The organism is Cupriavidus agavae, from assembly GCF_004217045.1.
Lineage (GTDB): Bacteria > Pseudomonadota > Gammaproteobacteria > Burkholderiales > Burkholderiaceae > Cupriavidus > Cupriavidus agavae.
In genome coordinates, this window is the sequence record NZ_SGXM01000001.1 from 115,885 (window position 1) to 136,084 (window position 20,200).

Below are 20,200 nucleotides of genomic sequence, written 5' to 3' on the forward strand. Positions count from 1 at the left end.
CCTTTGAATGCAGGCGCTCGTCCATGGTCTGCCGGCAATGGCGTGGGCCGATGCATGCACCCTGCGCACTGCCGGAATGGCCAGCCAGCCACTTCAGCCACTTTTTCCAGATCATATTTCGATAACGTGGGTCCCCGGAATCCAGCGAGCCAGCCGCAGCGGCAGTCACCACGGCAGTCCCTGGCGCGCAGCCTGGGCCGCGCACTGGCCGGTGCCGCGTTATCGATGGCGCTGGTGCTGTCGCCGCAAGGCGCCATCGCACGGCAGGCGCCGGTGGCGGACGTGGAAGGGGTGGTGGGAACCATCCCGGTACCGCAGTTGCCAAACGAGGCGCGGCAGACGCTGGACCTGATCCAGGCCGGCGGCCCGTTTCCCTATGGCAAGGATGGCTCGCGGTTCGGCAATTACGAGCGGCATCTGCCGGCGCAGTCCCGCGGGTATTACCGCGAATATACCGTCAAGAACAGCAAGAGCCGGAATCGGGGAGCCAAGCGGATCGTATGCGGTGGTGATCAACGCGCCGCCAACGACTGCTATTACACGGAAGACCACTACAACAGTTTCAAACGGATAACCAAATGATGACTGACATTTTCGGATTGGGCGACGCCCTTGCCGCCCGCGAGGAGCGCGGCGCCGGAGATGGCTGGCAAAGGGCCCACCATCAGGCCCAGAACCTATACGACAACGTGCTGATGATGCCGCGACAGGATCTGACGCACCCACTTCCGCCCGCTTGCTCGCCGGTCATGGCCACGTGGGGGGATGACGGCACCAACGAGGGAGCCATGAATCTGTTCAAGACGGTGCGCCCGAACATCGTCCAGTCGATCCGCGCATTCCGCGTACCCGAGTTGGCCCAGGCGGCCTCGGCGCTGAACCAGCATTTTCTCTATGCCAACTGCGCCGATTGCGCCAGCAAGGCCGAGATTCTCGAACGGATTGCCACCGAGTTCATGTTCCCGAAGCATTTTGGCAAGAATTTCGATGCGTTGTCCGATTGCCTGACCGACATGATCTACAAGGCCGGCCCGCAGCCCGGTTTCGTGATCGTGCTCGAAGGTCTGCCGATTGCGCTGAAGTTCGACAAGGAAGCGCGCGAGGTGCTGCTCGACGTGTTCCGCGACGCCGCCGAGTTCTGGCTCGAACGCAAGGTTCAGTTCCGCGTGTTCTACTCGTTCGCCTGACCGGCAACGAAGCGCAACGCAAGAAAAAGCCCGCTGTGGTCCAGCGGGCTTTTTTGCATCCTGGGGAAGAGCGGGCCGCCCGTCAGGACTGCGGCGGCAACTGGCCCCCCGGCGTCAGCCGGTCGATCAGTTCGGGCAGGCCCTCGCTGAGGCTGGCGGCGACATCGTCCGAAGACAGGCCGGTGGTCTCGGCCAGCGATTGCAGCGCGCCGGTGCCGCCGAGCGCGCCCTGCAGGTCGGCCGCGCTGACGGCCTCGTTGCTGCCGGTGCCGATCCACGAATCCACCTGATGGCCGAGCCCCGCCTGGCCGAGGATGTCGCGCAGTGCGCCAATGCCGCCCGACGCCGCGCCCATGGCCTGCGCCGAGTTCGTGGCGTCGCCCTGGCCACCGAGCAGCCCGCCCAGCAGCGAGCCGAGATCGAGTCCGCCCGGCGCCGGTGCGCTGCCGCCGCCCAGCATCCCGCCCAGCACGCCACCCAGGCCGCCGAGTCCGCCCAGCCCACCGAGCCCGCCGGCCGCGTCCCCGGCATCGGCCGGCGCCACGCTGCCATCGGCGCCCTGGCTCTTGTTGCGCATGGCCAGCATCGCCAGCAGGCCCAGCGCCATCATGAGCTTGGGATTCAGTCCGCCGCCGCCCGCCTGCTGGCCGCCGCCTTGTCCGAGCATCCCGCCCAGCACGCTATCGAGTAGTCCCATGTTCGACTCCTATGGTCTGTTACGGTTACGGTCAGAATCCGCCAAGGATGGCGTTCAGCGTGGCGAGGCAGGCCAGCCCCGCCGTTTCGGTACGCAGGATGCGCGGGCCCAGCGACACGCCGATGAATCCCGCGTGGCGCGCCGCCGCCTCTTCTTCCGGCGACAGGCCGCCTTCCGGCCCGATCAGCAGCGTCACGCCCCCGGCCCGCCACGCGTCGGCGTGGGTCCGGGCCAGCTCGGGCAGCGGCGCCACGGCGCGCGGCGAGAGCAGCAGCCGGTGTCCGCCGGCCGGCGCGGCCGCGAGCCACCCTTCAAAAGTAGACACGGGCGCCAGCGCCGGCAAGCGATTGCGGCCGCATTGTTCGCAGGCGGCCTGGATCAGCGCCTGCCAGTGCGCTTCGCGCCTGGCCGCGCGCTCGCCCGAGAGCCGTACCACGGAGCGCTGGGCCTGCAGCGGCTGGATGGCCGCCACGCCCAGTTCCACGGCCTTCTCGATCAGCCAGTCCATCTTGTCGCCACCGGCCAGCCCCTGCGCCAGCGTCACACGGAAGGGCGGCTCCGCTTCGGCCGGGTCATGGGTGCCCACCCGCGCCGTCGCGCTGCGCTTGCCGAGATCGGCCAGCGTGGCGGAAAAGCTGCCGCCCTGGCCGTTGAACAGCGTCAGCGGGTCGTCGGGAGACAGGCGCAGCACGTGGATGTGGCGTGCCACGGCCTCGGGCAAATCCAATACGGTATCGGCGGCAAGCGCCGCATCAACGAAAAATCTCGGTGGCATCGGGGTAGGGTCAGGATTCGGGCGAGGGCACGTCGCCGGTCTCGGCGTCGGCCTTCGGCAGCGGGGTGCCAAAGCCCCAGCGGTAGCCGTCCGGGTCTTCGACCATGCAATAGCGGTCGCCCCAGAACTGGTCGGCGGGCGGCATCACGCTGACGGCGCCGGCACCGGTGGCCTGCGCGTACATCGCATCGACATCGTCGCAATAGACGTAGAACGTCTGCGGCGCTTCCACGCCGAGCGAACGCGGCGTGCGCGCGGTGGTGCCCCAGGCGCCTTCGGGCGCGAACATCACGACGAGTTCGCCCTTGTAGTGCAGTTCGGCATGGGTCGGCACGCCGTTCTCGTCGATCACGTGGCCGGCCGTGAAGCCGAACGCGCGCTGGTAGAAATCAATCGCGGCGCGGCCGCTGGCAACCGTCAGGTAGGGCGTCAACCAGGGCGTATTGGACGGTCTGGGCATGCTGGTCTCCCGGAGGGTGGCTCGGTGGAACGCCCGGTGCGCATGGGCGCCGGGGTGAAAGTGCATGTTACGCGGGTCGGCCGGCGCTGTCGAAGACCGCCTGCAGGTGGCGCGGATGGACAAACAGCGCCGGGTGGAGTTCGGCATGGTAGGCGCGCAGCGCGGTGTCGAGCCGCCATTGGCGCAGCCGGGCGGCGATGGCGGCGGCCGGCGCGGCGGCGATGTCGAGCGCGTCACTGGCCAGCGCCACGCCCCACAGCGCGCCATAGGCCGGCACGAACGCGGTCAGCGGGGCCACGTGGCGGAACGCCTGGCGCAGGCGGCCCAGCAGCAGCCGCGCCGCATCGGGGCGGTGCAGCGGCGGGCCCAGGTGCAGCGACAGCGCGCCGCCGGGCGCCAGGCAGCGGCGCGCGGTCTGCAGGCCGTGCGCCGAGAACAGCGCGGCGGCCGGGCCGCCATCGTCGGCTTCGGTCAGGTCGTAGACGATCAGGTCGAAGCGGCGCCCGGCGCGGGCAAACGCTTCCATCAGGCCCAGCCCGTCGCCGATGGCCAGGTGCAGGCGCGGATCGCCCGGTTCGTCGAGCGCGCCCTGGTGAATGCCGCCGAGCCAGTCGCGCGCCAGGCGCACGACTTCGGCATCGAGTTCGGCCACCACGACTTCCCGCATGGTGGGAATCCGCAACAGTTCGAACGCCGATCCGCCGTCGCCGCCGCCAATGACCAGCGCGTTACGTGGCGTATCGTGCACAACGGCCATCGGCACCGTCATGAGTTCGTGCAGGATGAAGGCGTCCGCTTCGGTGCTCATCACCACGCCATCGAGCCGGAAAATGCGGCCGAAGCGTGCGTTTTCGCCGATTTCCACCTGTTGATGGGGTGAACGGGCGGCCGCCAGCACGGCGATCTCGCCCAGGGTGGTGCCCGTGCCGGGGGCCAGCCACTCGGTCCAGGTTTGATGACCCCTTCGGGACGCCTCGGCGCGCCCGGAAATGCCGCCCGCTTCTGCTAAAATTGCGCTTTTCCCGCCGTCAGGTTCCCGCATGTCTGCCCTCGCCCATCCCGCCACAAGTCCTTTCGCCAACCAGCCCGTCAAACTGATGGCCGACGCCATCCGCGTGCTTGCCATGGACGCCGTCCAGCAGGCCAACTCCGGTCACCCCGGCGCGCCGATGGGGATGGCGGATATCGCCGTGGCGTTGTGGGGCCGGCACCTGAAGCATAACCCGGTGAATCCGCAGTGGGCCGACCGCGACCGCTTCGTGCTGTCGAACGGCCACGGCTCGATGCTGATCTACGCATTGCTTCACCTGACGGGTTACGACCTGCCGGTGGAAGAACTGAAGAATTTCCGCCAGCTGCACAGCAAGACCGCCGGCCATCCGGAATACGGCATCACGCCGGGCGTGGAAACCACCACGGGTCCGCTGGGCCAGGGCATCACCAACGCGGTGGGCATGGCGCTGGCAGAGCGCCTGCTGGCCGAAGAGTTCAACCGCCCGGGCTTCGACATCGTCAACCATCACACCTATGTGTTCATGGGCGACGGTTGCCTGATGGAAGGCATCAGCCACGAAGCCTGCTCGCTGGCGGGCACGCTGAAGCTGAACAAGCTGATCGCGCTGTGGGACGACAACGGCATCTCGATCGACGGCGACGTGGTGGGCTGGTTCGCCGACGACACCCCGAAGCGTTTCGAAGCCTACGGCTGGAACGTGATCCGCGCCGTGGACGGCCATGACGCCGTGGCCGTGGACAACGCCATCGCCCAGGCCAAGGCCAGCGACCGCCCAACGCTGATCTGCTGCCGCACCGTGATCGGCAAGGGTGCCCCGAACAAGGAAGGCGGCCACGACGTGCACGGCGCCCCGCTGGGCGGCGCCGAAGTGCTGGCCACGCGCGAGGCGCTGGGCTGGGCCCATGCCCCGTTCGAACTGCCGCAGGACGTCTACGCCGCGTGGGATGCCAAGCCGACCGGCGCCGCGCTGGAGAAGGCCTGGGACGCGCTGTTCTCGGCCTACGCCGAAGTGCACCCGTACGAAGCCGGTGAATACACCCGCCGCATGCGCGGCGAACTGCCGGGCGCGTTTGACGAGGCGGTGGACGCCTTCATCGCCAAGTGCGAGGAAAAGGCCGAGACGATCGCCACGCGCAAGGCCAGCCAGAACACGATCGAGGCGTTTGCGCCGGTGCTGCCGGAGTTCCTGGGCGGCTCGGCCGACCTGACCGGCTCGAACCTGACCAACTGGTCGGGCAGCAAGGCCGTGCGCGCCGACGCGTGGGGCAACCACATCAACTACGGCGTGCGCGAGTTCGGCATGAGCGCGGTCATGAACGGCATCACGCTGCACGGCGGGTACATCCCCTACGGCGGCACGTTCCTGACGTTCTCGGACTACAGCCGCAACGCGCTGCGCATGGCGGCGCTGATGAAGATCCGCACGCTGTACGTGTTCACGCACGACTCGATCGGCCTGGGCGAGGACGGCCCGACGCACCAGTCGGTCGAGCACGTGGCCAGCCTGCGCCTGATTCCGAACATGGACGTCTGGCGCACCGCCGACACGACCGAGACCGCCGTGGCGTGGGCCCAGTCGATCCGCCGCGAGGACGGCCCGAGCTGCTTGATCTTCAGCCGCCAGAACCTGCCGTTCCAGCAGCGTGACGACGCCACGCGTGCCAATATCGCACGCGGCGGCTACGTGCTGCGCGATGCGAAGAACCCGCGCAAGAAGGCGCCGGACGCCGTGATCATCGCCACCGGTTCCGAAGTGGGCCTGGCCATCGGCGCAGCCGATGCGCTGGCCGCCGAGGGCGTGCACGTGCGCGTGGTCTCGGTGCCCGCCACGACCGTGTTCGACAAGCAGGATGCCGCGTACAAGGCCAGCGTGCTGCCGGCCGGCGTGCCGCGCATCGCCGTGGAAGCCGGCGTGACCGATTTCTGGTGGAAGTACCAGGTCCAGGCGGTGGTCGGTATCGACACGTTCGGCGAATCGGCCCCGGCAGGCGTGCTGTTCAAGCACTTCGGCTTCACGGTCGACAACGTGGCCGACACCGTGCGCGCCACGCTCGCCCAGTAATTTCCGCCCGTGCGGCCTGCCGGTGCGACGCGCCGGCGGGCGGCGCCGGCCCAGGCTTCATCGATTGCACTCTAGGAGATAGACATGACCATCAAGATCGGCATCAACGGCTTTGGCCGTATCGGACGCATGGTGTTCCGCGCCGCCGCCGCGAACTTCAAGGACATTGAAGTCGTCGCCATCAACGACCTGCTGGAGCCGGACTACCTGGCGTACATGCTGCAATACGACTCGGTGCACGGCCGCTTCGACGGCGAAGTGTCGGTGGAAGGCAACACGCTGGTCGTGAACGGCAAGAAGATCCGCCTGACGGCCGTCAAGGATCCGTCGGAACTGAAGTGGGGCGAAGTCGGTGCCGACGTCGTGATCGAATCGACGGGCATCTTCCTGACCAAGGAAGGCGCGCAGAAGCACATCGACGCGGGCGCCAAGAAGGTGATCATGTCGGCCCCGTCGAAGGACGACACCCCGATGTTCGTGTACGGCGTGAACCACGAGTCGTACAAGGGCGAGGCGATCGTCTCGAACGCCAGCTGCACCACGAACTGCCTGGCCCCGGTGGCCAAGGTGCTGAACGACAAGTGGGGCATCAAGCGCGGCCTGATGACCACGGTGCACGCCGCCACGGCAACGCAGAAGACCGTCGACGGCCCGTCGAACAAGGACTGGCGCGGTGGCCGCGGCATCCTGGAAAACATCATCCCGTCGTCGACCGGCGCCGCCAAGGCCGTGGGCGTGGTGATTCCGCAACTGAACAAGAAGCTGACGGGCATGTCGTTCCGCGTGCCGACCTCGGACGTTTCGGTGGTCGACCTGACCGTGGAGCTGGAGAAGTCGGCCAGCTACGAGGAAATCTGCGCGGAAATGAAGGCGCAGAGCCAGGGCGCGCTGAAGGGCGTGCTGGGCTATACCGAAGACAAGGTCGTGGCCACGGATTTCCGCGGCGACGCACGCACCTCGATTTTCGACGCCGAAGCCGGCATCGCGCTGGACGGCACGTTCATCAAGGTCGTGAGCTGGTACGACAACGAATGGGGCTATTCGAACAAGTGCCTGGAAATGGCACGCGTGGTCGCCAAGTAATCGGGCTTCGGCTCCGATCGGAAAACGCGCCTTCGGGCGCGTTTTTTTGTATGGATCGCGGGTAAGCGTCACACATTTGCCCGCGGCGTGCAGGCATCATCACGATAATTCCGAGGAAACTGCGGAAAATGTGTCCGAGCGCAAGGCAGAAAAGGGTCGCTTTTTGCGATCATGGCGGGCCCGGCGCATGGTGGGACAGCAGTCTTTGACATTATCTGTCCCGAATATGCCGAAAATTAGTCGTTAACCCGCGTACTTAGTGCGAGAAATGCCGAATTTGCTTTTCCCTGCCGATTTTTTCTCTTACACTCGGAAGAATCTGTTGAAATCTGATGTGCAGCCAGTGAAAGTGGTGGGGCCATCGAACGTGCAACACTTTAACCGGGCCTGAACATGGTGAACGTTGATACCAAGCTGCTCGTGATTTTTACCGAGCTGCTGAGTAAACGAAACGCCACTTATGTGGCGGAGAAAATGCATATGACGGCGCCTGCCGTCTCGCATTCGCTCGGCCGGTTGCGCGAGATCTTCGACGATCCTCTCTTCATCCGCGTGCCCCATGGCCTGACGCCGACGCCCCGCGCGCTCGAACTCGGCCCGAAGATCCGGGACATGCTGGACCTCTGGTCGTCGATCAATGAAGGCGACGCCGACAATTTTGATCCGGCGGTTGCCACCGGCACGCTGAGCATCGGCTTTGCAGCCGAACTTGGCGACACGGTGTTCAACCGCTACGTCCTCCGCATCAAGCAGTTGGCCCCGGACCTGCACATCCGCCTGGTCGAATCGCATTCCTGGGAAAGTGATGTGGCGTCGATGCGCGCCAATGAACTCGATCTCGGATTTTCGCCATTTCCGACGCGGCATCCGGAAATTGTCGAGGAAATGGTGACCTCGCTGAATCTCTGGGTTTGCGCGCGCAAGAACCATCCGGTGCTCAAGAACGAGTGCACGCTCGAACAATACCTGGAATGCAGCCATATCTTCATGGCGCACTCGGGTGGTGCGGGCCGTCCGGCGCCGGCGCTGATTCCGCTCGACTACGCGCTGCAGCAGCGCGGGCTCAAGCGCAACGCGACGCTGACCATGCATTCGTGGCGCGCCCAGGCCGAACTGGCCGCGCAGACCGACATGATCTTCACGGTCAATGCCCTGACCAAGGACATGGCCTGCGAGACCTACGGCCTCAAGGCGTTCCCGCTGCCGGCCGAACTCGACACCACGCTCGGCCTGAACATGTTCTGGCACCGCAGCCGCAATACCCATCCGATGCTGGTATGGGCCCGCAACCTATTTCGCCAGGTCGTGGGAGAGTTTGTAGGCGTGCCGCAGAATGCGGCGTCGCGCGTGCTGCGCGTGGTGGCCGAGCAGGATCTGCCGCAGGCCTGAAAGCGGTTCGCGGACAAAGAAAAACCGGCGCCTCGGCGCCGGTTTTTTCATGCCTGCTGCCGGAACGTGCCCGGCGCGGCTTATCGTTTGGGTCTGTGGGGACAGTCGTTCTTGGTGCAGTTGCCATACAGCGACAACGCATGTTCCTGCAAGGCGAAGCCGCGCTCGCGCGCAATGCTCTGCTGGCGATGCTCGATGTCGGCATCGAAGAATTCCTCGACGCGACCGCAGTCCAGGCAGACCAGGTGATCGTGGTGCTTGCCCTCGTTGAGTTCGAAGATGGCCTTGCCCGATTCGAAGTTGTTGCGCGACAGCAGCCCCGCCTGTTCGAACTGGGTCAGGACGCGATAGACCGTGGCGAGGCCGATATCCATATGCTCGTTGAGCAGGATACGGTAAACGTCTTCCGCGCTCAGATGGCGCTGTTCGCTGGTCTGGAAGATCTCGAGGATCTTCAGGCGGGGGACGGTCGCCTTGAGGCCGATATTTTTGAGGTCCGCCGGACTCGGCATGGGCGTGACTCCCTAGAGTACAATGTCTGGATAGTTGAATCATAAGGGTTTTGGCGGCAAAAGTCGCCCCGGTGCCATGGCGCCCGGACGCCACCCGCGCGGCGGCGCCCCGGAAAGCGTGGCCGTGCCCCGACGCCGTGCGGTTGCGCGAGGCGCCGGTTCCGGCACAGAACCATTCCCGTCTGGAAGCGAGATACATGCGTTCATTCCGTTCGACCGCCACGCGCCCGGCGCTGGTGTTTTCCCTGCTGGGCGCCGCGCTGCTGGCCGGTGCCTGCTCGGCCTACGACAGCACGTCGCGCAAGGTGGCCCAGGCCATCACGCCGTACCGCATCAATATCGTCCAGGGCAATTTCGTCTCGCGCGAAGCCACGTCGCAACTGCGCGAAGGCATGACGCGCGACCAGGTCCGCTTCCTGCTGGGCACGCCGCTGCTCCAGGATGTCTTCCACGCGAACCGTTGGGATTACTACTTCTCGTTCCGACGCGGCGCCACGCCGGTGGTGCAATCGCGCAAGTTCACCGTGTTCTTCGACGGCGACAAACTCGTGAAGTGGCAGGGCGACGAACTGCCCTCGGAGTACGAACTGATTGCCGAAATCGACGGCATGAAGGCCGCGCAGCGCAACCAGACGCCGGGCAAGATCTCGTCGACGCCGGCCGCGGCGGCGCCTTCGCTGAGCACGCCGGCCTCCGCGCCGGCGGCGGCTCCCGCGCCGGAAGCCGCCCAGGCTGCGCCGGAAGCACCGGCGGCATCGGCCGTGCCGGCCACGCAGGACAAACCGGCAAACTGACCGGTGCCGTCTGGCCGCGCCTGGCGCGCGGCTGACACTCCTCTCCAGACAGCCCGGCGCGCGTGCCGGGCGTCAGCCCCAACTACCCCCAACACCATGAAAATCGCCATCGCAGGTGCCTCCGGCCGCATGGGCCGCATGCTGATCGAAACCGTCCTGAACACCGAAGGCGTGACGCTGGCGGGCGCGCTCGACATCCCGGGCAGCCCCGCGCTGGGCCAGGACGCCGCCATGTTCCTGGGCCGCGAGACCGGCGTGAAGATTTCGTCCGATATCGACGCGGTGATGGCTGCTTCCGACTGCCTGATCGATTTCACGCGCCCGGAAGGCACGCTGGCCCACCTGGCGGTGGCGCAGCGGCTGGGCAAGAAGATCGTGGTGGGCACCACCGGCTTCGACGCGGCCGGCAAGCAGGCGCTGGACGACGCGGCGAAGTCGATCGGCGTGGTGTTCGCTTCGAACTTCAGCGTTGGCGTGAATGCCACGTTCAAGTTGCTGGAAGTGGCGGCCAAGCTACTTTCGAGCGGCTACGACATCGAGGTCATCGAGGCACACCACCGCCACAAGGTGGATGCCCCGTCCGGCACGGCGCTGACGATGGGCGAGGTGATTGCCAAGGCCATCGGCCGCAACCTCGACGACTGCGCCGTCTACGCCCGCGAAGGCCATACCGGTCCGCGCGACCCGAATTCGATCGGCTTTGCGACGATCCGGGGCGGCGATATCGTGGGCGACCACACGGTGATGTTCGCCGGCATCGGCGAGCGCATCGAGATCAGCCACAAGTCGTCGAGCCGCCAGTCGTACGCCGACGGCGCGGTGCGCGCGGCACGCTTCCTGGCGGACAAGCCCAGTGGCCTGTTCGACATGCAGGACGTGCTTGGCCTGAAGTAAAAGACAAGCCGCTTTCCGCTACCCGTGGTGCCCCGGATTGGCCGGGCGCCACGGTTATAATCGTTTCTTTCGCAAACCGATCCCCCAGGCCGTCCGGCGCGCCCGCTGCCGCCGGATCGTTGTCCAGACCGTCGTCCCGACCATGCAAGACAAATATCTTCCGTCCGCCGTTGAACAAGCTGCCCAGCAGCACTGGCAAGCCATCGATGCCTATCGGGTGTCGGAGCACGCTGCCGGCCCGGACGGCAAGGAGAAGCAGAAGTTCTACGCCTGCTCGATGCTGCCGTATCCGTCGGGCAAGCTCCACATGGGGCACGTGCGCAACTACACGATCAACGACGTGATGGCGCGCTACCTGCGCATGAACGGCCGCAACGTGCTGATGCCGATGGGCTGGGACGCGTTCGGCATGCCGGCCGAGAACGCCGCGCTGAACAACAAGGTGGCGCCGGCCGCCTGGACCTACGACAACATCGCTTACATGAAGAAGCAGATGCAGTCGATGGGCCTGGCGATCGACTGGTCGCGCGAAGTGGCGACCTGCAGCCCCGACTACTACCGCTGGAACCAGTGGCTGTTCCTGAAGATGCTCGAAAAGGGCATTGCCTACCGCAAGACCGGTACCGTGAACTGGGACCCGGTGGACCAGACCGTGCTGGCCAACGAGCAGGTCATCGACGGCCGCGGCTGGCGTTCGGGCGCCATCGTGGAAAAGCGCGAGATCCCGATGTACTACCTGCGCATCACCGACTACGCGCAGGAGCTGCTGGGCGACCTGGACGGCCTGGGCTGGCCCGAGCGCGTCAAGATCATGCAGCAGAACTGGATCGGCCGCAGCGAGGGCGTGCGCTTTGCCTTCCCGCACGAGATCCAGGGCGCCGACGGCAAGCTGGTCAATGACGGCAAGCTCTACGTGTTCACCACGCGCGCCGACACGATCATGGGCGTGACGTTCTGCGCCGTGGCCGCCGAGCATCCGCTGGCCACGCACGCCGCCGCGCACAATCCGGAACTGGCCGCGTTCATCGACGAATGCAAGCACGGTTCCGTCATGGAAGCCGACATGGCGACCATGGAGAAGAAGGGCATGCCCACCGGCCTCAAGGTCACGCATCCGCTGACCGGCGCGCAGGTGGAGGTCTGGGTCGGTAACTACGTGCTGATGAGCTACGGCGACGGCGCGGTGATGGGCGTGCCGGCCCATGACGAGCGCGACTTCGCGTTCGCCAACAAGTACGGCCTGCCGATCCGGCAGGTGATCGACGTCAAGGGCCAGCCGTATTCCACGCAAGCGTGGCAGGAATGGTACGGCGACAAGGAACACGGCGTCTGCATCGACAGCGGCAAATACGATGGCCTGGCCTACAAGGCCGCCGTCGACGCGATTGCCGCCGACCTGGCCGCGCAGGGCCTGGGCGAGAAGAAGGTGACCTGGCGCCTGCGCGACTGGGGCATCTCGCGCCAGCGCTACTGGGGCACGCCGATTCCGCTGATCCATTGCGACGCCTGCGGCGTGGTGCCGGTACCCGAGCAGGACCTGCCCGTGGTGCTGCCGGAAGACCTCGTGCCGGACGGCTCCGGCAACCCGCTGAACAAGGACGAGCGCTTCCTGGCCTGCACCTGCCCGTCGTGCGGCAAGCCGGCCCGCCGCGAGACCGACACGATGGACACGTTCATCGACTCGTGCTGGTACTACATGCGCTATACCTGCCCGGACGCCACGGCGATGGTGGACGGCCGCAACGACTACTGGATGCCGATGGACCAGTACATCGGCGGCATCGAGCACGCGATCCTGCACCTGCTGTACGCCCGTTTCTGGACCAAGGTCATGCGCGACATGGGCCTGGTCAAGTTCGACGAGCCGTTCACGAACCTGCTCACGCAGGGCATGGTGCTCAACGAGACGTATTACCGCGAGGACGCCTCGGGCAAGAAGACCTGGTACAACCCGCTCGACGTCGACGTGAAGACGGACGAGCGCGGCCGCCCCGAGGGCGCCACGCTGAAGGCCGACGGCCAGCCGGTGGTGATCGGCGGCGTGGAGAAGATGTCGAAGTCGAAGAACAACGGCATCGACCCGCAGGCGCTGATCGACCAGTACGGCGCCGACACCGCGCGCCTGTTCGTGATGTTTGCCGCGCCGCCCGAGCAGCAGCTGGAGTGGAGCGGTTCGGGCGTGGAAGGCGCGTCGCGGTTCCTGCGCCGGGTCTGGAACTATGGCGTGGCCAACGCGCAGGCGATCCGCGACGGCGCCGGCACGAAGCCGGCCGCCGGCGACGCCGACCTGCGCCGCGAGCTGTACACGGTGCTCAAGCAGGCCAACTACGACTACGAGCGGATCCAGTACAACACCGTGGTCTCGGCCACGATGAAGATGCTGAACGCGCTTGAAGATGCAAAGACCGCCTCGCCGGCCGCGCGCCGCGAGGGCTTCAGCATCCTGCTGCGCGTGCTGTACCCGGTGGTGCCGCACATCGCGCACGGCCTGTGGGCCGAACTGGGCTACGCGGGCGAGGCCGGCGACATCCTCGACGCGGCCTGGCCGCAGGTGGACGAGTCCGCGCTGGTGCGCACCGAGATCGAACTGGTGCTGCAGGTCAACGGCAAGGTCCGGGGCAGCCTGACCGTGCCGGCCGGTGCCGACAAGGCCGCCATCGAGGCAATGGCCGCCGCCAGCGACACCGTGGCGAAGTTTGCCGAGGGCGCCGCGCCGAAGAAGATCATCGTGGTGCCGGGCCGCCTCGTGAACGTGGTGCTCTGAGGCCAGCCGCCAGCAACCAGCCAGAACAGCCAGAACAGCCAGGAAACAGAATGGATCGACCGGACATGGGACGCCGCGGATTTCTCGCCATCGGCGCTGCAATGGCAGCGGCCGGCCTGCTGGCCGGCTGCGGCTTTCACATGCGCGGCAATGCCGATTTCGCGTTCAAGCGGCTCTACATCGGCATTCCTCCCGGCACGCTGATGGGCGCGGACCTGCGCCGCAACATCCGCAATGGCTCGGACACCAAGATCGTGGAAGACAAGGCCGATGCCGACGCCTTCCTCGACGTGCTGTCCGACACGCGCGGCAAGTCGATCCTGTCGATCACGGCCCAGGGCGTGGTGCGCGAGTACCGGCTGAACCAGCGTTTCGTGTTCCGCCTGACCGACTCCACCGGCAAGGAACTGATCCCGCCGTCGACGCTGCTGCTGACGCGCGACCTGACGTACAACGAAGCCAACACGCTGGCCAAGGCCTACGAAGAGGAACAACTGTTCCGCGACATGCAGAAGGATGTCGTGCAGCAGCTGATGCGCCGCCTGGCGGCCGTCAAGACGATCTGAGCCGCCTGGCCCGGAACGCCCGCCGATGCAGCTCAAGCTCGACGCACTCGACGCCCACCTGAGGCAGGCCCAGGCCAAGGGCCTGGCGCCACTCTACGTCGTGCACGGCGACGAGCACCTGCTGGTGCTGGAAGCGGTCGACCGCCTGCGCCGCGCCGCGCGCGAGTCGGGCTTCACCGAGCGCGAGGTGCTGGTGGCCGAACGGGGCTTCCACTGGAGCCAGCTGGTCGAGGCCCAGCAGTCGATGTCGCTGTTCGGCGACCGCAAGATCGTGGAACTGCGTATCCCCACGGGCAAGCCCGGCAAGGACGGCGGCGAGGCGCTGCGCGCGGTGGCGGCGCAGCCGTCGCAGGACGTGGTGATGCTGGTCACGCTGCCCCGGCTCGATTTCGCCACGGCCAAGTCGGCCTGGTTCCAGGCGCTGGAATCGGCCGGCGTGTCGATCAAGGTCGATGCCGTGGACCGCACGCGGCTGCCCGCATGGGTGGGCGAGAGGCTGGGGCTGCAGCAGCAGCGCGTGGAGCCCGGCGAGGCGGGCCGGCGCGCGCTGCAGTTCATCGCCGACAAGGTGGAAGGCAACCTGCTGGCCGCCCATCAGGAAATCCAGAAACTCGGGCTGCTGTATCCGCCCGGCGTGCTGACCTTCGACCAGGTGCACGATGCGGTGCTCAACGTGGCCCGCTACGACGTCTTCAAGCTGTCCGAGGCGATGCTCGGCGGCGATGTGCCGCGCCTGACCCGGATGCTCGAAGGGCTGCGCGGCGAGGGCGAGGCCACGGTGCTGGTGCTGTGGGCGCTGACCGAGGAAATTCGCGTATTATCCAAGGTCCGGCAAGGGCTGGCGGCGGGCAAGCCGGCTGGCGTGCTGATGCGCGAACTGCGGGTCTGGGGCCCGCGCGAGCGGCTCGTGCCGCAGGCGGCGCAGCGGCTGTCGATGCCGCAGCTTGAAGCGGCGCTGGCCATGGCGGCCCGGCTCGACCGGCAGGTCAAGGGCCTGGGGGACATGCCAGGCGCCGGAGGCGCGGCCGGCGCATTGCCAGCCGAGCCATGGGACGGGCTGCTGCAGCTCGCGCTGATGGTGGCGCGGCCGGCCTGACAGCCTGACCAGACAGAATTCCGCCGGCAGCCGCGCCGGCGCACCAAGCGCGGCAACTGAAGCGGCACCCCACAGCAGACCGGGCCAGCGCCCGACACATCATGACCGAGTCCGATCTCCACGCATACATGAACCGCGTCGGCCAGCAGGCCCGCGCGGCGTCGCGCGCCATCGCGCGGGCCTCCACGGCCGACAAGAACCGCGCGCTGCTGACCATCGCCGCCGCCATCCGCCGCGACGCCGCAAAGCTCAAGGCCGTGAACGCCAGCGACGTGGAGCGTGCCCGTGCCAATGGCCAGGACGCCGCCTTTATCGACCGGCTGACGCTGTCGGACAAGGCCATCGACACCATGGCCGCCGGGCTGGAACAGATCGCCGCGCTGCCGGACCCGATCGGCGAGATCTCGAACATGAAGTTTCGTCCGACCGGCATCCAGGTGGGCCAGATGCGCGTGCCGCTGGGCGTGATCGGCATCATCTACGAATCGCGCCCGAACGTGACGATCGACGCGGCGGCGCTGTGCCTGAAATCCGGCAACGCCACGATCCTGCGCGGTGGCTCGGAGGCGATCGAGTCGAACACGGCGCTGGCCGCGCTGGTGGCCGAGGGGCTGTCGTCGGCGGGGCTGCCCGCCGAGGCCGTGCAGGTCATCGAGACCACCGACCGCGCCGCCGTGGGCCGCCTGATCACGATGACCGAGTACGTGGACGTGATCGTGCCGCGCGGTGGCAAGAGCCTGATCGCCCGGCTGATCGAGGAAGGTCGCGTGCCGATGATCAAGCATCTGGACGGCATCTGCCATGTCTACATCGACGATGACGCCGATCTGGAGAAGGCCGTGCGCATTGCCGACAACGCCAAGACGCAGCGCTACGCGCCGTGCAACACCATGGAGACGCTGCTGGTGGCGCGCCACGTGGCCGCCGCCGCGCTGCCGCCGCTGTGCCGGATCTACCAGGAGAAGGGCGTCGAACTGCGCGTCTGCGCCGACACCCGCGCCACGCTCGAAGCCGCCGGCTTCTCGGGGCTGGTCGACGCCACCGAGGAAGACTGGCGCACCGAGTACCTGGCGCCGGTGCTGGCCATCCGCACCGTCGACGGGCTGGACGCCGCCATCGCGCACATCAACACCTACGGCTCGGCGCACACCGATTCGATCGTGACCGAGAACTACAGCGCGGGCATGCGCTTCATCCGCGAGGTCGATTCGGCCAGCGTCATGATCAACGCCTCGACCCGGTTCGCCGATGGCTTCGAGTACGGGCTGGGCGCGGAGATCGGCATCTCGAACGACAAGCTGCACGCACGCGGCCCGGTGGGGCTGGAGGGTTTGACCTCGCTCAAGTACGTCGTGTTCGGGCACGGCGAGATCCGTAGCTGACCGGAGGCCGGATACAGATGCTCTGGGTCAAGGCGTTTCATATCCTGTTCGTGATCTCGTGGTTCGCGGGGCTGTTCTACCTGCCGCGCATCTTCGTCAACCTGGCGATGGAAACCGAGCCTGCCAGCGTGCAGCGATTGCTGCTGATGGCGCGCAAGCTGTTCCGGTTCATGACGATGCTGGCGGTGCCGGCCCTGCTGTTCGGGCTGTGGCTGTACCTGGGCTACGGCATCGGGCGCGGCACGGGGCAGGGCTGGATGCATGCCAAGCTGGCGCTGGTGGTGGTGCTGATCGGCTATCACCACGGCTGCGGCGTGCTGCTGCGCAAGTTCGAGCGGGGTGCCAACACGCGCTCGCACACGTTCTATCGCTGGTTCAACGAATTGCCGGTGCTGGTATTGCTGGCCATCGTGATTCTGGTTGTCGTAAAGCCGTTTTAAGCTGTCGGATCCCCTGACTCCTGATGAGGTCGTGATGAGCAAGCAGGTCGAGTATTTTCTGGCGCCGCATTCCCCGTACGTCTATCTCGGGCATGCCCGTTTCGTCGAGATTGCCACGCGCCACGACGCGCAGGTGCTGCTCAAGCCGATGGATCTGGGCAAGCTGTTCTCGGTCTCCGGCGGGTTGCCGCTGGCGCAGCGTCCGCCGCAGCGCCAGGCGTACCGGCTGGTCGAACTGGAACGCTGGAGCCGCTTCCTGGGCGTGCCGCTCAACCTGCATCCGACGTTCTTCCCGGTGTCCGGCGATGCCGCCGCGCGGCTGATCATCGCCGCGCAACTGGCGCACGGCACGGCGCGGGCGCTGGAACTGACCGGCGCCATCACGCGTGCGGTGTGGGCCGAGCAGCGCAATATCGCCGACGCGGCCACGCTGGCGCAGATTGCCGACGAGCAGGATTTCGATGGCGCGGCGCTGCTCAAGGCCAGCGAGGCGCAGGCCGTGCAGGCGGCCTACGCCCAGAACACGCAGGATGCGATTTCGGCCAATGTTTTCGGCGCGCCGTGGTATGTCCACGACGGCCAGCCCTACTGGGGGCAGGATCGCCTCGATTTTCTCGACCGCGCGCTCGCGGCGGGCTGATCGGCGGCCAACGCCCACGCACGCTCCGTCCGCTGCTGTCGCGGACGTTTTTGTTTCAGGATGACTCGCCATGACCCAAGCTTTTTTCGCTCCCTGCCCGCGCGGCCTTGAACAGGCGCTGGCCGAGGAGCTGCGCGAGATCGCGCAGTACCCGGCCGTGGCGGCCTCGGCGCCGTTCACGGTGCACCGCGATGTGCCGGGCGGCGTGACGTTCTCGGGCGAGATGGCCGCGGCGTACGCGGTCAACCTGCACTCGCGCATCGCCAGCCGTGTGTTGCTGCGCGTGGCGCAGCGTGGCTACCGGCACGAGGACGATATCTATTCGCTGGCGCGCCAGCAGCGCTGGGAGCAGTGGTTCTCGCCCGACGAGACCTTGCGCGTCGACATTACCTCGCACAAGTCGCCGCTGCGCAGCCTCAACTTCACGGCGCTGCGCGTCAAGGATGGCGTCTGCGATGCCATGCGCGACCGGCTCGGCGCGCGTCCGAGCGTCGATACCGTGAGCCCCGATGTCCGCATCTACGCCCACCTGACCGAGACCGACTGCACGCTGTACCTCGACACCACGGGCGAGCCGTTGTTCAAGCGCGGCTGGCGCATGGAGAAGGGCGAGGCGCCGCTGAAGGAAAACCTGGCCGCCGGCATCCTGCGGCTGGCCGGCTGGACGCCCGGCAACACCGATCGTCCGTTCTTCGATCCGATGTGCGGCAGCGGCACGTTCCTGGTGGAAGCGGCCCAGGTGGCGCTCGGCATCGCGCCGGGCGTGGGCCGCACGTTCGCATTCGAATGGCTCAAGGGCGCCGACACCCGGGCGTGGCAGGCCCTGCGCAGCGATGCCCAGCGCCTTCGCGAACAGGCGGCCAGCCGGTCCGGGCCGCTGCAGATTGCAGGCTCCGACATTTCGACCGACATGCTGTACATGGCCCAGGCCAACTGGCGCCGCGCCGGCCTGCCGGGCGACGTCCGGCTCAAGCAGGTGGATGCGCGCTTCGTGCAGCCGCCGTTTGCCGAGGCTGGCGTGGCGATCATGAACCCGCCCTATGGTGAGCGGATCGCGGTACGCGGCGAGCGCCGCGACGCCATGCAGGACACGCCGCGCGACGAGGCCGAGGAAGCCGCCGCCAACCAGTTCGCCAGCGCATTCGCCACCACGCTCAAGCAGAACTTCTCGGGCTGGCAGGCGTGGGTGTTCACGGGCGACCTGTCGATGCCGAAGCGCCTGCGCCTCAAGGAATCGCGCCGCACGCCGCTCTACAACGGCAATATCGAATGCCGGCTGTTCCGGTTCGACATGGTGCGCGGGGGAAATCGGGAAGGAAGAACCGAGCGGGAAGGGAAGAAGGACTGAGCCTCAGGCGAGCTTGTTCTGCCCGGTCATCGCCTGACCGTTGCGGGCGAACTCGGCCAGGAAGCTCTGCAGGCTGACCACCGGCTCCTGCAGCAGGTGGCGCGGCAGGTCGAACAGCGCGTAGAAGTATTCCTCGTTGCCTTCGCAGCGCTCGGCCGGCAGGCAATACTGCTCCCAGTCGGCGCAGGCGGGCGTGTACATGCCGTTGCCGGGCCAGAAGAACGGCACGATGCGGCCTTCACGCAGGCCCTCGATCAGCGTGGCCGGCGCCTCGTAGGCTTCCGCCGACTCCACCTGGCTCATCAGCCCGGCGCGCGTCTCGATCACCATCAGCGTGGCGTGGCCCTGCGTGGTCAGCAGCAGGATGCCGACCGGGTTCGGGTAGAGGTAATACTCGACAAACCCGTAGCGCGCGGCGGTCTGGCGCACGCGCTCGGCCATGACCGGGTCCGACAGGAACGAGTACGAATGGCGCGTCAGCAGGTCGCGCAGCGTGCGCGAGATGGTGGCGAAGTACTGTTGCTGGAGCGCGTCGATCTCGTCGCCGAGCCGGGTCACCATGTCGGAATCGTGCTTCTTGACGTAGCGGTCGATCAGCCCGTGGTTGAACCCCTGCACGGCGATGCTCTCGTCGGCCGTGCCCGTCAGCAGGATCGTCTTGCAGGGCAGGTCCTTCAGCGCCTGGCAGAACTCCAGCCCGTCCATCTGCGGCATCGAATAGTCCACCACGACCACACCGGGCTGCAGGAAGCGGTGCACATCGTGGATCTGGCGGTGGATGCGGTCCACGTCGAGCTGGACCGTGCGGCGTTCGGACAGGAAGGTCAGGTCGTCATGGGTCACGCGCACCGGCAGGAAGGCCGGATGGCGCGTGGTGTAGGCCTCGCGGATCCAGGCCAGCGCCTCGCGCGGATCGGTAAAGCTGACCACCGCGCGCGACGTATCCATCTGGAACGCCAGACTGTCGATGAACGACTTGCTGTCGTCCACCAGCACCGTCAGCACGGGGTGATGGAAGACCGACAGGCTCCTGTCAAACGCGGTAAATGTCATGGTGCGATCAAAGCTGGCCGCCGGCCGCAGAGGGGTGAAAGAA

Annotated in this window: 20 protein-coding genes; 14 read left to right on the forward strand and 6 right to left on the reverse strand. The window is 66.9% G+C overall.

Annotation, left to right across the window (positions count from 1 at the left end; all coding sequences use genetic code 11):
- Positions 1–225: 225 nt before the first annotated feature.
- Both EV147_RS00540 and EV147_RS00545 read left to right on the forward strand, forming a co-directional pair.
- Positions 226–582: a ribonuclease domain-containing protein gene (locus EV147_RS00540; RefSeq protein WP_130389190.1), complete on the forward strand. Its 357-nt coding sequence runs from the start codon at positions 226–228 to the stop codon at positions 580–582.
- On the forward strand, positions 579–1,187 hold the full coding sequence (locus EV147_RS00545) for a barstar family protein (protein WP_130389191.1): 609 nt from the start codon (positions 579–581) through the stop codon (positions 1,185–1,187). Before EV147_RS00540 ends, EV147_RS00545 begins: the two co-directional genes overlap by 4 nt.
- An 82-nt stretch (positions 1,188–1,269) precedes the next feature.
- Here EV147_RS00545 and EV147_RS00550 read toward each other — a convergent pair whose 3' ends face one another.
- The 4 genes from EV147_RS00550 to EV147_RS00565 form a co-directional block, all read right to left on the reverse strand.
- The gene (locus EV147_RS00550; RefSeq protein ID WP_130389192.1) at positions 1,270–1,884 is read right to left on the reverse strand and encodes a YidB family protein; all 615 of its coding nucleotides are present in this window, start codon (positions 1,882–1,884) and stop codon (positions 1,270–1,272) included.
- A 31-nt stretch (positions 1,885–1,915) separates the two neighbouring features.
- Positions 1,916–2,659, reverse strand: a complete 744-nt coding sequence (locus EV147_RS00555) for a 16S rRNA (uracil(1498)-N(3))-methyltransferase (RefSeq protein WP_130389193.1) — start codon at positions 2,657–2,659, stop codon at positions 1,916–1,918.
- Positions 2,660–2,669: 10 nt separating this feature from the next.
- Complete coding sequence (locus tag EV147_RS00560) at positions 2,670–3,119, reverse strand: VOC family protein (RefSeq protein ID WP_130389194.1); 450 nt, start codon at positions 3,117–3,119, stop codon at positions 2,670–2,672.
- 67 nt (positions 3,120–3,186) lie between these two features.
- Positions 3,187–4,161, reverse strand: coding sequence for a spermine/spermidine synthase domain-containing protein (locus tag EV147_RS00565; RefSeq protein ID WP_130389195.1), 975 nt, complete (start codon positions 4,159–4,161; stop codon positions 3,187–3,189).
- Between EV147_RS00565 and tkt the strand changes: the two genes are divergently transcribed.
- From tkt to EV147_RS00580, 3 genes are all read left to right on the forward strand, one after another.
- On the forward strand, positions 4,109–6,196 hold the full coding sequence (tkt, locus tag EV147_RS00570) for a transketolase (RefSeq protein ID WP_407923187.1): 2,088 nt from the start codon (positions 4,109–4,111) through the stop codon (positions 6,194–6,196). The genes EV147_RS00565 and tkt overlap by 53 nt on opposite strands.
- Positions 6,197–6,280: 84 nt before the next feature.
- Positions 6,281–7,279, forward strand: a complete 999-nt coding sequence (gene gap / locus EV147_RS00575; RefSeq protein ID WP_130389197.1) for a type I glyceraldehyde-3-phosphate dehydrogenase — start codon at positions 6,281–6,283, stop codon at positions 7,277–7,279.
- A gap of 393 nt (positions 7,280–7,672) precedes the next feature.
- A complete protein-coding gene (locus EV147_RS00580; protein ID WP_130389198.1) occupies positions 7,673–8,668 on the forward strand; it encodes a LysR family transcriptional regulator in 996 nt (331 codons plus the stop codon).
- Positions 8,669–8,748: 80 nt separating this feature from the next.
- On the opposite strand, the gene fur is transcribed toward EV147_RS00580, so the two are convergent.
- Entirely contained in the window at positions 8,749–9,180 is a 432-nt protein-coding gene (fur, locus tag EV147_RS00585) for a ferric iron uptake transcriptional regulator (RefSeq protein WP_130389199.1), read from the reverse strand.
- Positions 9,181–9,377: 197 nt separating this feature from the next.
- On the opposite strand from fur, the gene EV147_RS00590 reads away from it, so the two are divergent.
- The 9 genes from EV147_RS00590 to EV147_RS00630 all read left to right on the forward strand — a co-directional run bounded on the left by EV147_RS00590 (position 9,378) and on the right by EV147_RS00630 (position 19,104).
- Positions 9,378–9,974 carry an outer membrane protein assembly factor BamE gene (locus EV147_RS00590; RefSeq protein WP_130389200.1) on the forward strand — a complete coding sequence of 199 codons (597 nt, stop codon included), beginning with the start codon at positions 9,378–9,380 and terminating at the stop codon, positions 9,972–9,974.
- Between the two features lie 96 nt (positions 9,975–10,070).
- Positions 10,071–10,868 carry a 4-hydroxy-tetrahydrodipicolinate reductase gene (dapB, locus tag EV147_RS00595; protein ID WP_130389201.1) on the forward strand — a complete coding sequence of 266 codons (798 nt, stop codon included), beginning with the start codon at positions 10,071–10,073 and terminating at the stop codon, positions 10,866–10,868.
- Between the two features lie 142 nt (positions 10,869–11,010).
- Positions 11,011–13,632, forward strand: a complete 2,622-nt coding sequence (leuS, locus tag EV147_RS00600) for a leucine--tRNA ligase (RefSeq protein ID WP_130389202.1) — start codon at positions 11,011–11,013, stop codon at positions 13,630–13,632.
- Positions 13,633–13,682: 50 nt separating this feature from the next.
- Complete coding sequence (locus EV147_RS00605) at positions 13,683–14,198, forward strand: LPS-assembly lipoprotein LptE (RefSeq protein ID WP_130389203.1); 516 nt, start codon at positions 13,683–13,685, stop codon at positions 14,196–14,198.
- Between the two features lie 25 nt (positions 14,199–14,223).
- A complete protein-coding gene (holA, locus tag EV147_RS00610; RefSeq protein ID WP_130389204.1) occupies positions 14,224–15,294 on the forward strand; it encodes a DNA polymerase III subunit delta in 1,071 nt (356 codons plus the stop codon).
- A gap of 101 nt (positions 15,295–15,395) precedes the next feature.
- Positions 15,396–16,676 (forward strand): glutamate-5-semialdehyde dehydrogenase, encoded by a 1,281-nt coding sequence (locus EV147_RS00615; protein ID WP_130389205.1) that lies wholly within the window; start codon positions 15,396–15,398, stop codon positions 16,674–16,676.
- Between the two features lie 17 nt (positions 16,677–16,693).
- Positions 16,694–17,116 (forward strand): CopD family protein, encoded by a 423-nt coding sequence (locus tag EV147_RS00620; protein WP_130389206.1) that lies wholly within the window; start codon positions 16,694–16,696, stop codon positions 17,114–17,116.
- Between the two features lie 34 nt (positions 17,117–17,150).
- A complete protein-coding gene (locus tag EV147_RS00625; protein WP_130389207.1) occupies positions 17,151–17,756 on the forward strand; it encodes a 2-hydroxychromene-2-carboxylate isomerase in 606 nt (201 codons plus the stop codon).
- 70 nt (positions 17,757–17,826) lie between these two features.
- Positions 17,827–19,104, forward strand: a complete 1,278-nt coding sequence (locus EV147_RS00630; RefSeq protein WP_130389208.1) for a THUMP domain-containing class I SAM-dependent RNA methyltransferase — start codon at positions 17,827–17,829, stop codon at positions 19,102–19,104.
- 3 nt (positions 19,105–19,107) lie between these two features.
- On the opposite strand, the gene EV147_RS00635 is transcribed toward EV147_RS00630, so the two are convergent.
- Positions 19,108–20,157 carry a response regulator gene (locus EV147_RS00635; RefSeq protein WP_130389209.1) on the reverse strand — a complete coding sequence of 350 codons (1,050 nt, stop codon included), beginning with the start codon at positions 20,155–20,157 and terminating at the stop codon, positions 19,108–19,110.
- Positions 20,158–20,200 lie beyond the last annotated feature (43 nt).